We start from the raw sequence: 17,092 nt of genomic DNA on the forward strand, positions 1-17,092 counted from the left end.
ACCACAACTACGACGTTAGGAAACAATTCGAATGGCAACTTCACGACCCGTCGCACTCGTCACCGGTGCCAACTCAGGTCTCGGCAAGTTCGCGGCCCGCGCGTTGATGGACGCGGGGTTCCAGGTGGTTGGGACAAGCCGTAAGACCTCGGGACTGGACCACAGCCAGGGGGTGACATTCATCGATCTCGACGTCACTCGTGACGAATCCGTCGCTGCAGCGGTCGAGGCGGTGATCGCACAGTTCGGGCGGATCGACGTGCTGGTCAACAACGCCGGCATGGGTCTGGCCGGAGCCAGTGAGGAGAACTCGATCGTCCAGACCCAAAAACTCTTCGACATCAACGTGTTTGGGGTCATCCGGATGACGAATGCCGTCCTGCCGCACATGCGCAGACAGGGCAGCGGACGCATCATCAACATCTCGTCGATCTTCGGATTGATGCCGGGGCCGTATATGGCCGCGTACAGTGCGACCAAGTACGCCGTCGAGGGCTACTCGGAGTCCGTCGATCACGAGGTGCGAGAGCACAACATCCGCGTGCTGCTGGTCGAGCCGCACGGCACCAGAACCGGTTTCGACGACAACACGACGGCACCGGATAATCCGCTGCCGGCCTATGAGCGCCAACGGGAAAGCTCCAAGCGGGCGGTTGCCGATCAGGTCAACAACGGCGATGACCCCCGCATCGTCGCCAAGGTGATCGTGGCCGCGGCAACGGATTCCACTCCCAAACTGCGTTATCCCGCGGGCAAGGCGCGCCAGCTCAGCGCGATGCGCCGCTTTGCTCCCCGCCGAATCTTCGACAAACAGTTGCGCAAGGCCCTCGGCGTTCGAGATGTGGCGGCCTAGAGCGTGTTCTCAGGCTCCTCTGTCGCGGTGCGGTCGTATTCCATCCTTGCGACCGCAACGTCGCGCGCATGTAGAAATGCCCATTCGCTCAGCTGGCCAAGGAGACGCTGCAGTCCGCGGCCGAGGTCTGTCAGCTCGTAATCCACCCGCGGCGGCACCACCGGATGCACGGTGCGGCTGATCAGTCCGTCGCGTTCCAGAGCGCGCAGTGTTCGGGTGAGCATTCGTTGGGAGACGAGACCGATGGACCGTTTGAGTTCCATGAAGCGCATGGGGCCGTCACCGAGCAGCGTGATGACCAACATCGACCATTTGTCGCCGATTCGGTCCAGCACATCCCGCACCGGGCAGGCCCCGAACTCCGTAACGGGCATCACTGACAGCCACTCGCTCAGGGGCCTTACCTGCGCGGTTACCGCGGTGTGACCGACGGACGCCGAAGTGCCTTCTTGCATGAGCTCTCCCAGTTCCTCACGATGAGGTCAGTATCCAACAGTAACCGATTGGGCTAAAGGAGCAAACCTTGACTGTCATTGGAATTACCGGCGCCTCAGGGACATTGGGCCGCCGCACAGCACAGTACGTCCTCGACGCACATCCGCCCCAGGATGTCGTGCTCTTCAGCCGCACACCGGCATCGCTGGCCGAGTACACGGCTGCCGGCGCGGAGGCGCGACAGGCGGACTTCAACCGACCAGACTCGCTGGTCGAATCGTTCAGCGGAGTCGATGTACTGCTGCTAATTTCCACCGATGCGGTGGGGCAGCGCCGTTCGCAACACGAAGCAGCTATAGCCGCGGCCGCCGCCGGCGGCGTCACACGCATCGCTTACACGTCACTTGCCAACGCGGACAAGGAGTTTCCTGCCAAGTTACGACCGCTGTCCGATGATCACGCCGCCACGGAGGAGGCGTTGCGCGCCGCCGGCCCGTCATGGACGCTACTGCGCAACGCGTTATATCTCGACGGTAGTGCCGATTCGTGGGCGCACGCTGTGACCACCGGAACGCTGATCACCAACAACGGGTCGGGTCGGCAGGCACCGATCACCCGCGAAGACTGCGCTGCGGCCGCGGCCGCCGTCCTGCTGACCGACGGACACGACGAGGCCGTCTACGAAATTGCCGGCCAGTGTCTGCTCGACGACGTAGCGATCGCCGCAGCGCTGACCGCGGTCCACGGCCGACCTGTCGAACCCGTCGGTGTGACCGACGACGACTACGAGAGCGGCCTCCTTGCGGCCGGGCTGCCCACCGAGATTGCGAGCATGCTGACCGGGTTCGGCCAAAGCATCCGCGCCGGTCTTCTCGAAACCCGGCTGGGCGACACCGAGAGACTGATCGGCCGCACTCCAACCAGCATCGAGCAGTTCCTCGCCGCACATCTGGAAAGCAACCCACAACGGCGGCAGTGACCGCACGTTGAAAATCCGATTGCCGATAAGCGGAGATGGCGAATTGCGTCGTACTCCAACGTGCACTATGGCGATTCAAGGACTGCAAGTGCTGCTAGGACCGATTTTTCGAGGACCTCGAGTTCGGCGTTGGAGACGGCGTGTCCCGTCGCGCGTTCCAGACGCCTCAACTCGAGCAACGGACCCAAGATGATTGCGGCGACCAGGTGGGCAGGCGCACCCTTCGCGAGTTGCTCGGAATCAAGCCAGCCGCGCAGTTCGGTGTTGAATCGTTCTGCAGCATCGCCCATCTCACCAAGTCGGCCAGTCGTTTCGATGAGAACGCCGAGCCCAGGATGGGCGCGACTCCATGCCCGGTCTGCCGCTGCTGCGGCCGCGTAGCCACGCTCGCGAAGCGCGGCAAGGAAGTCCGTGGACCAGGACCTCAACGCCTCGTCGGCGACAGCACCGCGCAGCTGATCCAGCGAGCCCAAGTGGTGGTAGATGCTGCCGACAGTCACACCGGACTGCTCGACGAGCGACCGTACAGTCAGCGCGTCAGGGCCGTCGCTGTCGATCATCAGCAACGCCGTCTGGAGCAGCCGCGTTGCCGTCGGATGGGGAGGCATCGTAGGGTAGCCTAACACTAATTAGAACGCTGCTCTAACAGAGGACTATCGATGGCCGCAACCGACGCGATGAAGTTCATGCCGTGGATCCAGTGGCTCGACCTTGACACAGAACTTGGCGACGACGGGTCCATGCGGTCGTCACTGCGGCGCCCCAAGCCCGAACACATCAACCACAACGGCCACGTCAACGCTGCAGTCGCCTATGGCGTCGCCGAGGTGGCCGGCGCCGGGGCAGCGGTCATGGCCGCCGGCGCCGCTGGTACCGGCGCCTATACCGTCATCCGCAGCGGCGCGATCGAGTACCGGCGGCCGGCGCGCGGAGGCATCACGGCCACCAGCAAGGTCGGTCCTGCAGTCGCTGCCGATGTTCAAAGAGCCCTGCAAGCCGGCGAAGGATGCGACATCGACGTCGATGTGTCACTCAACGACGCTGATGACACTGTGGTCGGGGTTTGCAAGTTCGTCGTCAGCCTTCGGCCACGCCGTCCCGATCGCTGAAAAGGACTGTGCTGCACCCAAAGACGAGGGAACCGGACGAGTGCCTAGGGGTTGGGAGTTCGGTTGCGAAACTTGGACCGCAACTTGACATAATGTGGCTTATCGGCGCTTGGGGTCTGAGGTGCGTTGAGTGAAAGTGCTGGCACCCCACCGATGAGCTGCATTGCCGCGGCGGGCCACGCAGATGTTCGGAATATCGGTCGCGCGTGGTTGCATGTATGCGCGCCAATGATTCGGCAGTTGGGTGAACCTTGAGCGTGCCGGCTGTCCATCGCCCTGAGATCCGCTTTCGACGACCGCTCCTCCCTCCGACGCATCCCCGTCGATACGTCACAGTGACGAATTACTTTGGGCCACAGTGCTATTGGTATCGGGCGCCGGTCGGATCCCGGATCGATCTCGACGACTGGGAGCACGCGCCATTCCTGGGCGGCGGCCGGCGCTCCGCCGGCCTTGCCCAATCGGGCTGCCGGAACTGCCCTACCGTCTGTTCCCCCGCATCGCCACCGATACGTCACGGTGACGAATTAACCTGAGGTGCAGGGCTTTTCAAACTCTGAGTGGACGGCACCACCGAGTCGTACCTTCTCGCTTGGTAGTTCGACGGTAGCGAAAACGTTACGGTGTTCAGATGCCGAGCAGCGATGAAACCCATCCGGACAATTGCCCGGGCGACCGCTACGCGGGCCTCGACGACGACGAACGTGCGCAAGCGATCGCCTATGAAGCCGAACGGCGCGATGGTCAGCGGCGCGGATGGCTGCTTTACGGTGAAGTGCCGACCCAACCCGGAACGGTTCTGACCTACCGTTCGATATGGGGCGCTGTGGCTGTCGTCGTAACGGCGTTCTTCGTGTTCGGTGCCGTCGTCCAGCATGCTCCGTTGATCGCCGCCGCCGGCGCCGTCTTAGGTATCGCGATGTTCGCCCGCGGCCGCGGACCGGCTCGACGTATCGAAGTGTCCGAACACGGCGATCTGATCATCTACGGCGGACTTTGGGGGCGAACGGTTCGCCTGACCGACTTCAACTGGGTGCGGGCCTACAAGACACTGCGCGGTGGGGCGACACCGTATAGGCCAGCATCAACGGTGGTGTTAGAGCACCGACCGGGACGCCATATGTTCAGCAAAACCATTGGGGTGTGGTTTCCAACGGTCTCCAGCCGCCGCGCCACCATAGTGCTGGCGTCGTTATGGCGTTGTCCCGCAATAGGACAACGAGTCAGTGACGACGCCCTGGTGGAGTTCATTCGGACCGCATGCCGCGACTCCGGCATGCGCGTCGCTGCGGGCAGCGGAGGGAAAATCTGGACCGCCGAAAGACCGGTATGAGCGGAGACTGGTTGTGCCGCGCCCATAATCATCGCTGTGCCCGCCGACGGGCGGACAACGTCATTACGCCTAAGGCGATACCGCCAAAGAGAAAGGGTGCGCCAAAGGCGCCGAAGGCGGTAGGCAGAAACCATATCTGCCAGTACTGGTCGATTCGCGCGTCCTGCGGGTTGGCCGGGTCGTAGCGGACCCGCACACGTTCTCCGACACTGAACGCCGGCGGGTTGGAGCCCAACTGGCTGGTGAACCGGGCGGGGGTACCGCTGGCTGGCCGGAATTCGACGATCGGAGCATAGCTTTTGCCGGTATCGGTGATGTCGACGACGGTGCCGTTTGCGTATCGGTCCGCCGAAATTGATTGGGCTATCACTGCAGCACTGATGCCACTGGCCAAGCCTGACGCCAGTCCGATCGAGGTGAACACGACAGCCAGAATCGCCGTGGCACTGCGGCGCTTTCGAACTCCCCTCTGCACGTCCCATTCCAGTTCCCGCAAGGAACTCGCCAATGATCCTCCGGCCGCTATGGGTTGGGCGCCGAAGGTACTGAGGCTTGCGATCCAGGCAGCATTGTCGCCGACGAAAAACCCGATATCGCCGGAAGACGTCTGGATGATCAGGTATTGCCGGCCGACCGTCCTGGTCGTCTTGAACACTTTGGCTTCCCGCACACCGGTGATGTCGGCGACTGGTACCTCGATCACCTTGCCGGTCAAGGTATGAAAGATCAGTCGCTTATCTGAGAGTGCGATCATCCCGTCGTTGTTCACGATCGGATAACCATCGATGGTCGCACCCCTGTAATTGCCCGGTTCAGGTGAACGGATCGTCGTCTCGCCCGCCATCTCGGACTCCAGCCGACTGGCAATGACCCGGCGGCGGTGCCGAACCCACACGAGGACCGAACTCGACACCATCATCAGCGCAGCCAGAACTCCAACGACCAGCACAACGACAAACACGCCTGTACTCATCTGTGCCACCTCTATCCGTTGTCCTCGCCATGACCAATCCCCACCATGCGACGACGGCCTTGGCAAATCCTAAAGAAGAGGACGAAGACGCTCTGCGACTTTGGGCTCACATGGAGGACGCTCTGACCGCAGCCGATGCGGACGATCTGTTTGGATTCCGCAGCTCTAATTTGAACTCCCCCGCCAATATGCCTGTCCCTCAATGTAATACGTCACAGTGACAGATTGGCCATGGCTAGAGCCCCAGCCTTCGCGCAGGATCAATTCGGTCAGGGCTCGCGATACCTCCGGGCTAGGCGCCCCCGAGAAATCGTCGTCGATGCGCGGCGAAACAAACGTTCCGGCGCGGATACTGCCTCCACTCCATAAAGAGGGCTGATCATCGCCAATTCGTCGTTTGATGAATTGGCGCCTCGCGCGACTTGACGCCAGGCTTTGGCGCAAATCTCAGACAGAACCCGCTGTGGGCGGCATGGTTAGTAAATGACGAGCCACAAGGTTCCGACCCCGAAAGAGATCAAGGCCGCCGCGCAGGCGGCAGCGGAGACCGCGCAGTCGGTCGCCAGCGGAGCCATGCGCATTCCGCCCGCGTCGATTCAACTAGCCAGCCAATTGCCGGACCTCATCGAGAACCTGGCGGTGGCTACCGAACGCCTCAACACGGCTATCGACCGCGCAGAACGATATCTGGCACTGGCCGACCCGATGATCCGAACGATGGATGCATTGCTGCCTCAGCTCGAAGCGCTTGTCGCGACGGGTAACGACGTCTACAACGCGGTGTCGTCACTGCCCGGCGCGTCAACCCTCAGTCGTTTTGCGACCGCAGGCACATCATCGGTAAGGAAAAAGCCGACGCGAGCTCGAACCACCGACAAGAAGGGTTGAGCCTGCCCCGTAAGAGGGCACCCCGTCAGCCTTCTCGTTGCGTCGAGCTCGCCCCGGCCAAGCCGTCAACTGCGTCGTAAAGGGCTGCGGCGAACCGTGTTTCGGTGAACTGCTCGGCGTGCTTGCGGATGGTGCCTGCGTCGAAATCCATTGTTTCAAATCGGTCGAGCGCCTCGGCAATCGCAGCCGGTTGCGGCTCGTCGAAATAGATTCCGGTGACAAGTTCGTCGACAGTGTCGAGGTAACCACCCCATCGCAGCGTTACCGACGGCTTTCCTTGGGCTGCGGCCTCGATCGGGGTCAGCCCGAAGTCTTCGTAGCTTGCCGCGATGAGGGCCTGGCACCGCCGGTAGAGCCAAGTGATTTGCGCATCGCGGAGTCCGGACAGCATCAACACATTCGGGGACGCGAGCGCGCCCAGGCGTTTTTCCTCTGGACCCGCCCCGACCACAACGAGCCGACGATCAGTCGCCGCGAACGCCCGAATCACGCGGTCGACGTTCTTGTACGGCAATAGCCGTGCTACACACAGATAGAACGTCCCATCGGGCTGCGACCAACGTCGAACGTCGTCGATTGGCTCCGCCGTGTCGCTCGCGTCTGCAACCGGTGAGTGCAGAATGTCGGCGCGGCGACCGTAGGCGCGTTCGATTCGGCGTTGTGTCAGAGTCGAATTCGCCAAGTAGACGTCCGCAGACAGCGCTGCGCGTCGATCCCATCGTTTGAGGTAGGGCGACATCGTCGTCAAGCCGATGCGTTCCGTCCAAGGCGCCGACTCGCCCAGATACTCTGCGGCCATGTAAAGCCAGTGCGCGGGCGTGTGGCAGAACACGAGCTTGTGACCCCGGGTCTGCATTCCGTGCGCCCAGCCGCTAGTGCTGATCACGACGACGTCGGCGTCGATGAACATCGATTGCGCGGCTGTCGCGAGGACTGGAAGCGCAACGCGGTGATGCCTGCGAAAGGGCGTAATCGAGTTCAGTCTCGACACCCGGATGTCGCGCTCGGCGAACTCGGGGTAGGTACGGGGCGGGTCGTAAAGCAACGTGTAAATCGGAGCGTCGGGGAAGGCGCGGCTCATGGACAAGACAACCCGCTCAGCACCGCCGCGCTGTGTCAGGTAGTCATGGGCGATCGCCACCCGCGGGCCGTCGGCCCCGTTGTAGCTGCGAGGTGAATTCACGCCTAATGCGAGACTCGATAGTCCGCCAGCGCCGGCGTCGTGCATCCGACGCGCCGCGCCTTCGGCGCGCCGAAACGGACAGCGGCCTTCTCGACGACAAACGCCTCGGCATACCTGCCGCGGCACTGGACCCCACGAAGCCTCAATATCGACAGGAACGCCATCTCGTCCCACCAGTCCCGGAAAGCCTGAGAGGGGTAGTGCTTTTCAAGCAATCGCACTTTGTCGTGGACGGTGGCGTCATCGAGCGTGTGGAACACCGTTGGCGCCGGAGTGTCGACATCGCACTTGACGATCTCGTATCCCATCACGAGGTGGTCGCGGAACTCCCCCGGTATCAGTTCGGCAAGTGTGCGGTGATCCGGGTGTGCGTCACGGCGTTGCGGAGCGAAGACGATGTCGGGCTCGCAACCCGCACGAAAACTCCCGACTGCGTTCTTCGTTCGGTCCCAGTGACCTTGCACCCGGGTATCGGGAAGGTCGAGCACTGATACCGAGACCGAAGCGCCGGGACAAAAGGCGGGCAGCGCCGAAAGCTCTTCGTCTTCGCGTTCCGTGCCTGCGCCCGTCAATACCAATGCGTGGACCGAGAGCCCGGGATTGGCTCTGGCCAATGTGAGCAGTGTGCCGCCCATGCCCAACGCAATGTCATCACAATGCGCGCCGAGCACGGCGATCTGACGTGTTTCACCCGTGAAGAGGTCTATCACTGGCAACGTTCCTGATCGAAGAAGGCTGTCTATCTGATGATTTCGGGTTTCTGTAGACAGACTTAGCACACTCTGTACCGCGCCGCGGCAACTTCGGCGAGCATGACGGCAACCCTGTGAGAAAGCTGCGAGCGGTCTTGCGGGCCCGGAAGCGTTCACTGTCAAGCGATTTGGTAAAACGAGACGCTGTCCTGGTGCGACAGCAAAATTAACGAAGAGGCTTCAAAACAATGCAGCAGGCTCTGCTCATGTTGAGGTACGGGTTGGCAAACACGGTGCCGTCAGCCGAAGTCGATTCGCACGATTGCACTGTCCGGCCAGACATTTCGATGGCGCATACGTCGTAGCTTCTCACCGAGCGTCAGATCTTCGTGAACGTTGGTGACGCCCGGGATCTTGAACATCGGGACGACGTTCCACTGCCAGCCATAGCGCCGATGCAGTGCCCGGTTGGCGGCTTCGGCCTCACCACCGGACAGAATCGTCGCCCGGCCTGCGAACGTCCTCGCGCCGCCGCGGACGCGACCGCGATGATCGCAAGCAGTCAGTTCGACGTCCGGACGCGCGGTCATCCGCTTGGTCTTCGGCCCGACCTTCGTTCGGAACACGACTGAACTTCCTTCGACCTCGAACCAGATCGGAGTGTCGATCGCCGTCCCGTCTCGCCGATAGGTCCGCAGCAGCGCATAGCGGGCGCCGGCCAACTCGCCAAGGACATCAACTTGATGAGGGTTCTTCTGCATGGTTCCAGTCAACGACTTAGAGTTGGCTCTAAGTCAAGCTCGATTCAAAGGAATAGCCATGACCGCCAGCCTGACGATCGGAGAACTCGCGCTTCAGGCCGACGTGGCAGCGACCACGCTGCGCTTCTACGAGAAGATCGGCCTCATCCACTCTCCCGCCCGCGTCGGCGGTCAACGCCGCTATGACGGCTCCATCGTCGCGCGCCTCGATGTCATTCGGCTGTGCAAGGCCGCCGGGTTCGCGCTCGACGAGATCCAGCTGTTGTTCGCCGACGACGCTCCCGGCCGGCCCGCCAGCCGGGCACTCGCCGAGACCAAGCTCGCCGAGATCGACGCACGAGTCGCCGAACTGAAACGCGCCAGGGAGATCATCGAATGGGGCATGCGATGCACATGCCCCTCGATTGACGACTGCACGTGCGGCATCCACGGCAACAAGGCCGTCAACGCTACGAGTTGACGCGGCGCAGGGCCAGTTCCTTGATCTCGTCGGGCAACGCATCGGCTTCGAGGACCAACGGCAATAACTCCGGTTCCAGTGTCAGCGCGCGGAATACCAGGCCGACCGTCACATCGTGATCCGGCCGATCGACCACCACGATGGGGTCTCCCGCCCGTACCGTTCCGCTTTCGATGACCCTGAGGTAGGCGCCTGGGGTCGCCGCCTTTGTGAACGTCTTGACCCACCCTCGAATCGACAACCAGGTTGCGAACGTCCGGCACGGGATACGCGGCCGCGTCACTTCGAGCACCAGGCCGTCGCTGCCGACCAGCCACCGCTCGCCGACGCGAGCACCGGTGACGTCGAGCCGTTGCGTGGTGAAGTTCTCGCCGAACTCACCGTTTTTGAGGTCGCGCTGTAGCTCTCGCTCCCAGGCGTCGAGATCCTCGCGGGCATACGCATAAACGGCTTGATCGTCACCGCCGTGGTATTGCTGGTCGCCGATGAAGTCGCCGAGCAGGCCACAGCCGAGGCCGCCGTGCATCGGTCCGGGGGCGCGGACGGTGATCGCGTCGTCGGTCGGCCGCTTGTCAATGCCGGTCCGCAATGACCCCTTGTCCGCATTCGGCCGCGGGTAGGCCAGATTGACCGTCAACACGTTCGCCACGGCTGGAGCCTACTTACCGACCCAGTCGCGCGCATATTCAATTTCGGCTACGGGCCGTTGTGAACCCAGTCGCGCGGACGTAGCCGCCATGTCGCTCGCGCATAATCGAGTTCCGAGTACGGCCATTGGGTGACGATCCGGCCGGTGGGCGAACGGTAATAGCTGTCGCACTGCGTCCAGATGGTGCGCTCCAGATCGGAGTTGACCTCTTCATTGAAGCGTTGCTCGGCTTCTGGACGCACGTCGATGAAGCCACCTCTGCGCGCAAGTCGGCTGACCGCACTGGCGACCAGGCGTGCGCCGGCCTCCAGGATGTAGATGATCGAATTCGCACCCTGGTTGGTGTTCGGGCCGTACAGCATGAAGAAGTTCGGAAATCCGCTCACCGCAACGCCCAGATACGCGCGAGGGTCCAAACCCCAGCGCTGGTGCAGCCGCTGGCCGCCGATGCCGATGACCTCGAGACCCGAGAGGTAGTTGCTCGTTTCGAACCCCGTCGCCAACACAATCGCGTCAACGTCGACCGCACCGCGGGATGTGATCACCGATGTGGCGGTGATCCGGTCGATCGGATTTGTCACAAGGTCCACGTGTGCGTGTTGCAGTGCCGTGTAATACTTTTCGCCGAGCAGCACGCGTTTGCACCGGAACGGATAGTGCGGTGTCAATGCCTCTCGCAGTGAGTCGTCCTCGACGTGGCGCCGCAGGAAGTTCTCCGAAATCTTCTGCACCGTGGCCAACCGCGGATGACCCGGTGTCAGCGCCGTGTTGTCGTGTTGCAGCTTCCACAGCCGCCAGCGTTCACGCAACGCCGCCCACGGGTGCCGGCGGAAGCGTGCCAGTTCCTCAACTGTGTACAGGCGGTCCTCCTTGGGCACCATCCACGGCGGAGTGCGCTGAAAGACTGTCAATTGCGCGGCCGTGGCGGCAAGTTCGGGAACCACCTGCACGCCGCTGGCGCCGGTGCCCACGACCGCCACGCGCTTGCCGGTCAGGTCGACGCTGGCGTCCCACTCAGCGGTGTGCATCAAGTCCCCGGCGAAATCGGCCAGCCCCTCGATATCGGGATACCGCACGGCACCGAACAATCCGACCGCGCTGACGACGACATCGGCGGCGATGGTTCTGCCGTCGGCCAGTTCGACTCCCCACCGTGACACCTGTTCGTCCCAGACCAATCTGTGCACGCGCGTGCCGAGCATCAAGTGCCGACGCAGATCGAAGTCGTCGGCGACTTTTTCCAGATAGGCGAGGATCTCCGGCTGGTAAGCGTAAGTGCGTGTCCAACCGCGGTTGGGGGCGAACGAGAATGAATACAGGTGGCTCTGGATATCGCAGGCCGCGCCGGGGTAAATGTTCTGCCTCCAGGTGCCGCCGACGCCGTCGGCGCGTTCAATGATCAGCAGATCGTCGATGCCCTTGCGCCGCAATGCGACTGCAGTCGCCAGTCCACCGAAACCCGCACCGATGATGACCACCTTCGGCGAACTGCGGTGGCGCAGCGCCCGCGCTCGACCGGCGAGGTATCGGCGGCGCGAACTCATCGAATCTCGAACCCCTCCGGCGTGCCGGTTGCCCTCGACGCCTCCAGGATGCTGGCGTACTCCGTCGGAGCACCGTAAAAGAAGCTGCCCTGGCGCGTCACGGCGTTCGCGTGGCCCTCCCGGTTGTAGTACCCGGGTGTGCAGGCCTTGGCCCGCCCGGCGCTGGCCGCCGAACGGTCGATCACCGTTTGGACCCAAGCATCCTCGGCGTCGGGCGAAGCCTCCATCTCGGTCACGTCGTGGCGCAGTGCCCAGGCGATCACCGCTGCGGTGTGACGCGCCTGCACGTCAAGCAGATACGGAAAGTTCACGGTGAAGCCGGCCTGAGCGATGCTGAGGATGAAACAGTTCGGGAAGCCGTTGACGCTCAGCCCGTGCAGCGTGCGAATCCCGTCGCGCCATTTGGCCGTGAGCGACAGGCGGTCTCGGCCGATGATCTCGAAACCGGTGCGTCGCGCGTAATCGGTGCCGACTTCGAAGCCGGTCGCGAAGATGAGGCAATCCACCGCGTGGTCGACGCCGTTGACGACGACACCATCGGGGGTGATCTTCTCAACACCCTTGCCCCGGGTGTCGACCAGTGTGACGTTGGCGCGGTTGAACGTGTGTAGATACGCATCGTGAAAGCACGGCCGTTTGCAGAAGTACCCGTACCACGGTTTGAGCGCTTCGGCGGTCGCACGGTCGGCGACGATCGAGTCGACTCGCGCCCTGATTTCCTCCATCTTGGCGAAGTCGGCCATTTCCACTGTGTGCAAACGCTGTTCGTCCGACATTCCTTCGATGCGGGTCTGCCGCATCACGAACAGCTTCTTGACGATGCTGGTCCATGCGTCGTCGACGAGATCCTCCTCGGCGGAACCGCCCGCCGTCAGCAGCTGGAAGTTCTCGATGCGTCGCTGCTGCCAGCCATCGCCCAGGCTCGCCGACCAGTTCGGATCGGTCGGCCGATTGCCACGGACGTCGACGGTAGACGGCGTGCGTTGAAACACCAGAAGGTGTTCCACCGCTTTGGCAAGGTGCGGCACGCACTGGATGGCGGTGGCGCCGGTCCCGATGATTCCTACGCGCTTATCCGACAGCTTCGCCAGATCGGCCCCGGTGTAGGAGTAGTCCCACCGACTGGTGTGAAACGCATGTCCGCTGAAGTCGGAGATGCCGTCGATGCCAGGAAGTTTCGGCTTCTGCAGGTACCCGTTGGCCATCGCCACAAAACGTGCCCGGATTGCGTCTCCGTGGTTGGTCGAGATGATCCAGCGGGAAAATTCTGCCTCCCAACGAATTTCATTGACCTCGGTCTGCAAGCAGATGTCCCGGTACAGATCGTAGTGTTCGGCGATGCGTCGACAGTGAGCGAAGATCTCCTCACCCTTGGCGTACTTCTCCGTCGGGATGTAGCCCAACTCCTCGAGCAGCGGCATGTACACATATGACTCGACGTCGCACGCGATGCCTGGATAACGGTTCCAGTACCAGGTGCCGCCGACGTCGGCGGCCTTGTCGATCAGCCTGATGCTCTGCACGCCCAATTCGCGCAGTCGAGCCCCGACAAGCAGCCCGCCGAACCCGGCGCCGACGATCGCGACGTCAACCTCATCGGACAACGGGTCGCGGGTGAAGTCCGGATCGCTCCAGGGGTCCTTCGCAAATCCGGCAAACGGGCCCGCGATCTCGACGTACTGCGCGATCCCGTCGGGCCGTAATCGCCGGTCCCGTTCAAAGGCGTATTTCTCCCGCAGAGCATCTGCATCGAATGCCACGCGGTGTCCTCCACCAAGGTCCAGCTAATTACCGTTCCTGCATCTTCAATCACATCGGCAGCCCTGGCAAGAGTCCTACCCTTGTTCTATGTCGCGTCGGCTGGTGGTGCTTGCGTTCGCGCTGCTGGTGCTCGGCGGACAGGGGCAGGCTTGGCGGCACCACCGGATCAGCCTGCCCCCACGATCCAGCTGCCCGCCGAGATCCCGACCGTCCAGCTTCCGGCGCCCATTCCCCCGGGCTGTTGTAGCGGTCAGGCCCCGACGTACTCCGCTAGGTGCTCGCCCGTGAGGGTGGAGCGGTCGGCGACGAGGTCGGCAGGGGTGCCCTCGAAGACGACGCGCCCGCCGTCGTGGCCGGCACCAGGGCCCAGGTCGATGATCCAGTCCGCGTGCGCCATCACCGCCTGATGATGTTCGATCACGATGACCGACTTACCTGAGTCCACGAGCCGATCGAGCAAGTCGAGCAGCTGCTCGACGTCGGCGAGGTGCAGGCCGCTGGTCGGCTCATCAAGGATGTACAGCTCCCCTTTATCGGCCATCTGCGCGGCGAGCTTGAGCCGCTGACGCTCGCCACCCGACAACGTGGTCAGCGGCTGGCCCAGTGACAGGTAGCCGAGGCCGACGTCGGCGAGTCGCTCGAGAACCTTCTGCGCGGCAGGCACTTTCGCGTCCGCCTCACCGAAGAAGGCCAGCGCGTCGGTCACCGACATCGCGAGCACCTCACTGATGTCGCGACCGCCCAGCTTGTACTCGAGCACGGATGCCTCAAACCTCTTGCCGTCACACACATCACATGGTGTCGCAACCCCGGCCATCATCGCCAGATCGGTGTAGACGACGCCTGCGCCGTTACAGTTCGGGCAGGCGCCCTCGGAGTTCGCGCTGAACAGTGCCGGCTTCACATCGTTTTGTTTGGCGAACGCCTTGCGGATGGGCTCGAGCAGTCCCGTGTACGTCGCCGGATTGCTGCGTCGGGAGCCGCGGATCGGCGTCTGATCCATCGCGACCACACCATCCAAGCCTGCGACAGATCCGTGGATCAGCGAACTCTTGCCCGAACCCGCAACGCCTGTCACGACGACCAGCACGCCCTGCGGGATGTCGACATCGACCTCCTGCAGGTTGTGGGCGCTCGCACCGCGGATCTTCAACGCGCCGTTGGGTTTCCGCACCGACTTCTTCAGCGTGGCGCGGTCGTCGAGGTGTCGTCCGGTGAGTGTGCCGCTGCGCCTCAGCCCCTCGACGGTGCCTTCGAAGACCACCTCGCCGCCCGCAGCGCCGGCCCCTGGGCCGAGGTCGACGACGTGGTCGGCGATCGCGATCGCCTCCGGCTTGTGCTCTACGACGAGCACGGTGTTGCCCTTGTCCCGTAACTGCAGCAGAAGGTCGTTCATCCGCTGAATGTCGTGCGGGTGCAGGCCGATCGTCGGCTCGTCGAAGACGTAAGTGATGTCGGTCAACGCCGACCCGAGGTGGCGAACCATCTTGACGCGCTGCGCCTCACCGCCCGACAGCGTTCCCGACGGCCGGTCGAGCGACAGGTAGCCGAGCCCGATTTCGACGAACGAGTCGAGGCTGTGTTGCAGCGCTGCCACCAGCGGCGCGACTCCGGGGTCATCGAGGCCCTTGACCCATTCGGCGAGGTCGCTGATTTGCATCGCGCAGGCCTCAGCGATGTTGGTGCCGTTGATCTTCGAAGACCGCGCCAGCTCGGAGAGCCGGGTGCCGTCACACTCCGGACAGGTGGTGAACGTGATCGCCCGGTCGACGAAGGCGCGGATGTGCGGCTGCATCGCGTCGACGTCCTTGGACAGCATCGATTTCTGGATCGTCGGGATCAAACCCGAATACGTCAGGTTGACGCCTTCGACCTTGATCTTCGTCGGCTCCTTGTACAGCAGGTCGTTCAATTCCTTTTTGGTGTACTTGCGGATCGGCTTGTCGGGATCGAAGAAGCCGCAGCCGCGAAAGATCCTGCCGTACCATCCCTCCATGCTGTAGCCGGGGATGGTCAGCGCGCCGTCGTTGAGCGACTTGCTGTCGTCATAGAGCGCCGACAAGTCGAAATCGTTGACCGCGCCCCGGCCCTCGCAGCGCGGGCACATGCCTCCGGTGATGGAGAAGCTTCGCCGCTCCTTCACGGTTTTGCCGCCCTTTTCCAGCGTGACGGCGCCTGCGCCGCTGATCGAGGCGACGTTGAACGAAAAGGCCTGGGGTGAACCGATGTGCGGCTTGCCCAGCCTGCTGTACAGGATGCGCAGCATCGCGTTCGCGTCGGTCGCGGTGCCGACAGTCGAACGAGGGTCAGTCCCCAGCCTGTCCTGGCCGACGATGATCGCTGTGGTCAGCCCGTCCAGGACGTCGACGTCGGGTCGCGCCAGCGTCGGCATGAAGCCCTGCACGAACGCGCTGTAGGTCTCATTGATCAGCCGCTGCGACTCCGCGGCGATCGTGTCGAATACCAACGAGCTCTTGCCCGACCCCGAGACGCCGGTGAATACCGTCAGGCGGCGTTTCGGGATCTCGATGCTGACGTCCTTGAGGTTGTTCTCGCGGGCGCCATGCACCCGGATCACTTCATGACTGTCAGCGGCATGCAGTGCAGGCGAGCGGGTGGACTTCGTTGCCATGCGTCAGCGCAGCTCCTGGATTCGGACCATGTTTCCGGCGGGGTCACGCAGCGCGCAGTCGCGAACGCCGTACGGCTGCTCCGTCGGCTCCTGGACCACCTCGACATCGCCGGCCTGCACGCGCTCGAATGTCGCGTCGAGGTCCTTGGTGGCCAGGTTGAGTTGGCCGTACGTGCCCTTGGCCATCATCTCTGCGATGAGGCGGCGCTCGTCGTCGGTGAGGCCCGGCGTGGCGGCGGGCGGGTAGAGCACGACATTCGTGTCGGGCTGGTTGGGCGGGCCGACGGTGATCCAGCGCATCTTGTCTCCTCCGACGTCGAGGCGGACCTCGAAGCCGAGGACGTCGCGATAGAACGCCAGGGATTCTTCCGGATCGTCGTGCGGCAACATGCTGGAGTGAATGGTGATGTCCATGTGCCTCACGGTAGATGCAGCCGAGCGGCGGGCGCTTCTCGATTCCTGATCGGTCTGGTGACCTGTTTCTCCACACATGACGGCATCCCGGGCGTCACGCCCGCGGTTTGTTCCCGATAAGCACTGGGCGGCATCCCGACCAACTCGGTGAAGCGGGTGCTGAACGTGCCCAACGACGAGCAGCCGACGGCGAAGCAAATCTCGGTCACGCTCATGTCGCTGCCTCGCAGCAGTGCCATCGCACGCTCGATGCGGCGCGTCATCAGATAGGAATACGGCGACTCCCCGTACGCGAGCTTGAACTGGCGCGACAGATGACCCGCCGACATGTTGACGCCGCGCGCCAATGCCTCGACATCCAATGGCTGTGCGTACTCGCGGTCCATCCGATCGCGGACGCGGCGCAGCAGTTTGAGGTCGCGTAGC

18 protein-coding genes are annotated in these 17,092 nt (G+C 63.1%); 6 read left to right on the forward strand and 12 right to left on the reverse strand.

The features are described from left to right. Window positions 1-31 precede the first annotated feature (31 nt). Window positions 32-853, forward strand: a complete 822-nt coding sequence (locus tag GGC64_RS12775; protein ID WP_192722881.1) for an oxidoreductase — start codon at window positions 32-34, stop codon at window positions 851-853. Here GGC64_RS12775 and GGC64_RS12780 read toward each other — a convergent pair. Beyond that, complete coding sequence (locus GGC64_RS12780) at window positions 850-1,227, reverse strand: helix-turn-helix domain-containing protein (RefSeq protein WP_225951859.1); 378 nt, start codon at window positions 1,225-1,227, stop codon at window positions 850-852. The genes GGC64_RS12775 and GGC64_RS12780 overlap by 4 nt on opposite strands. A gap of 149 nt (window positions 1,228-1,376) precedes the next feature. On the opposite strand from GGC64_RS12780, the gene GGC64_RS12785 reads away from it, so the two are divergent. After that, window positions 1,377-2,267: an NAD(P)H-binding protein gene (locus GGC64_RS12785; protein ID WP_192722883.1), complete on the forward strand. Its 891-nt coding sequence runs from the start codon at window positions 1,377-1,379 to the stop codon at window positions 2,265-2,267. A gap of 65 nt (window positions 2,268-2,332) precedes the next feature. Here the strand turns inward: GGC64_RS12785 and GGC64_RS12790 are convergent, their stop codons facing one another. After that, on the reverse strand, window positions 2,333-2,875 hold the full coding sequence (locus GGC64_RS12790) for a TetR/AcrR family transcriptional regulator (protein WP_192722884.1): 543 nt from the start codon (window positions 2,873-2,875) through the stop codon (window positions 2,333-2,335). Between the two features lie 51 nt (window positions 2,876-2,926). Between GGC64_RS12790 and GGC64_RS12795 the strand changes: the two genes are divergently transcribed. After that, on the forward strand, window positions 2,927-3,376 hold the full coding sequence (locus GGC64_RS12795; RefSeq protein WP_192722885.1) for a YiiD C-terminal domain-containing protein: 450 nt from the start codon (window positions 2,927-2,929) through the stop codon (window positions 3,374-3,376). A gap of 631 nt (window positions 3,377-4,007) precedes the next feature. Continuing rightward, a complete protein-coding gene (locus tag GGC64_RS12800) occupies window positions 4,008-4,709 on the forward strand; it encodes a hypothetical protein (protein ID WP_192722886.1) in 702 nt (233 codons plus the stop codon). A 28-nt stretch (window positions 4,710-4,737) separates the two neighbouring features. Here the strand turns inward: GGC64_RS12800 and GGC64_RS12805 are convergent, their stop codons facing one another. Beyond that, a complete protein-coding gene (locus GGC64_RS12805) occupies window positions 4,738-5,553 on the reverse strand; it encodes a DUF3592 domain-containing protein (protein ID WP_192722887.1) in 816 nt (271 codons plus the stop codon). 612 nt (window positions 5,554-6,165) lie between these two features. Between GGC64_RS12805 and GGC64_RS12810 the strand changes: the two genes are divergently transcribed. Continuing rightward, window positions 6,166-6,570 (forward strand): hypothetical protein, encoded by a 405-nt coding sequence (locus GGC64_RS12810; RefSeq protein ID WP_192722888.1) that lies wholly within the window; start codon window positions 6,166-6,168, stop codon window positions 6,568-6,570. A 25-nt stretch (window positions 6,571-6,595) separates the two neighbouring features. Here GGC64_RS12810 and GGC64_RS12815 read toward each other — a convergent pair whose 3' ends face one another. The 3 genes from GGC64_RS12815 to GGC64_RS12825 form a co-directional block, all read right to left on the reverse strand. Then, window positions 6,596-7,753 (reverse strand): glycosyltransferase, encoded by a 1,158-nt coding sequence (locus tag GGC64_RS12815; protein ID WP_370582079.1) that lies wholly within the window; start codon window positions 7,751-7,753, stop codon window positions 6,596-6,598. Window positions 7,754-7,755: 2 nt separating this feature from the next. Then, window positions 7,756-8,463, reverse strand: coding sequence for a PIG-L family deacetylase (locus GGC64_RS12820; RefSeq protein WP_192722890.1), 708 nt, complete (start codon window positions 8,461-8,463; stop codon window positions 7,756-7,758). Between the two features lie 281 nt (window positions 8,464-8,744). Then, window positions 8,745-9,206, reverse strand: coding sequence for a PPOX class F420-dependent oxidoreductase (locus GGC64_RS12825; RefSeq protein WP_192722891.1), 462 nt, complete (start codon window positions 9,204-9,206; stop codon window positions 8,745-8,747). Between the two features lie 58 nt (window positions 9,207-9,264). Here GGC64_RS12825 and GGC64_RS12830 point away from each other — a divergent pair, with 58 nt between their 5' ends. Further along, window positions 9,265-9,666, forward strand: coding sequence for a MerR family transcriptional regulator (locus GGC64_RS12830; protein ID WP_192722892.1), 402 nt, complete (start codon window positions 9,265-9,267; stop codon window positions 9,664-9,666). Here the strand turns inward: GGC64_RS12830 and GGC64_RS12835 are convergent. The 6 genes from GGC64_RS12835 to GGC64_RS12860 all read right to left on the reverse strand — a co-directional run bounded on the left by GGC64_RS12835 (window position 9,656) and on the right by GGC64_RS12860 (window position 17,052). After that, complete coding sequence (locus tag GGC64_RS12835; protein ID WP_192722893.1) at window positions 9,656-10,315, reverse strand: MOSC domain-containing protein; 660 nt, start codon at window positions 10,313-10,315, stop codon at window positions 9,656-9,658. The genes GGC64_RS12830 and GGC64_RS12835 overlap by 11 nt on opposite strands. Before the next feature lie 47 nt (window positions 10,316-10,362). Then, entirely contained in the window at window positions 10,363-11,859 is a 1,497-nt protein-coding gene (locus tag GGC64_RS12840) for an NAD(P)/FAD-dependent oxidoreductase (RefSeq protein ID WP_192722894.1), read from the reverse strand. Then, entirely contained in the window at window positions 11,856-13,619 is a 1,764-nt protein-coding gene (locus tag GGC64_RS12845) for an NAD(P)/FAD-dependent oxidoreductase (protein WP_192722895.1), read from the reverse strand. The genes GGC64_RS12840 and GGC64_RS12845 overlap by 4 nt, the downstream gene beginning before the upstream one ends. A gap of 251 nt (window positions 13,620-13,870) precedes the next feature. Next, entirely contained in the window at window positions 13,871-16,252 is a 2,382-nt protein-coding gene (locus tag GGC64_RS12850; RefSeq protein ID WP_192722896.1) for an excinuclease ABC subunit UvrA, read from the reverse strand. 3 nt (window positions 16,253-16,255) lie between these two features. Beyond that, a complete protein-coding gene (locus GGC64_RS12855; protein ID WP_192722897.1) occupies window positions 16,256-16,666 on the reverse strand; it encodes a VOC family protein in 411 nt (136 codons plus the stop codon). Between the two features lie 5 nt (window positions 16,667-16,671). Beyond that, window positions 16,672-17,052, reverse strand: a complete 381-nt coding sequence (locus tag GGC64_RS12860) for a helix-turn-helix transcriptional regulator (RefSeq protein WP_225951863.1) — start codon at window positions 17,050-17,052, stop codon at window positions 16,672-16,674. Window positions 17,053-17,092 lie beyond the last annotated feature (40 nt).

This window comes from Mycobacterium sp. OAS707 (assembly GCF_014873705.1).
Taxonomy (GTDB): Bacteria; Actinomycetota; Actinomycetes; order Mycobacteriales; family Mycobacteriaceae; genus Mycobacterium.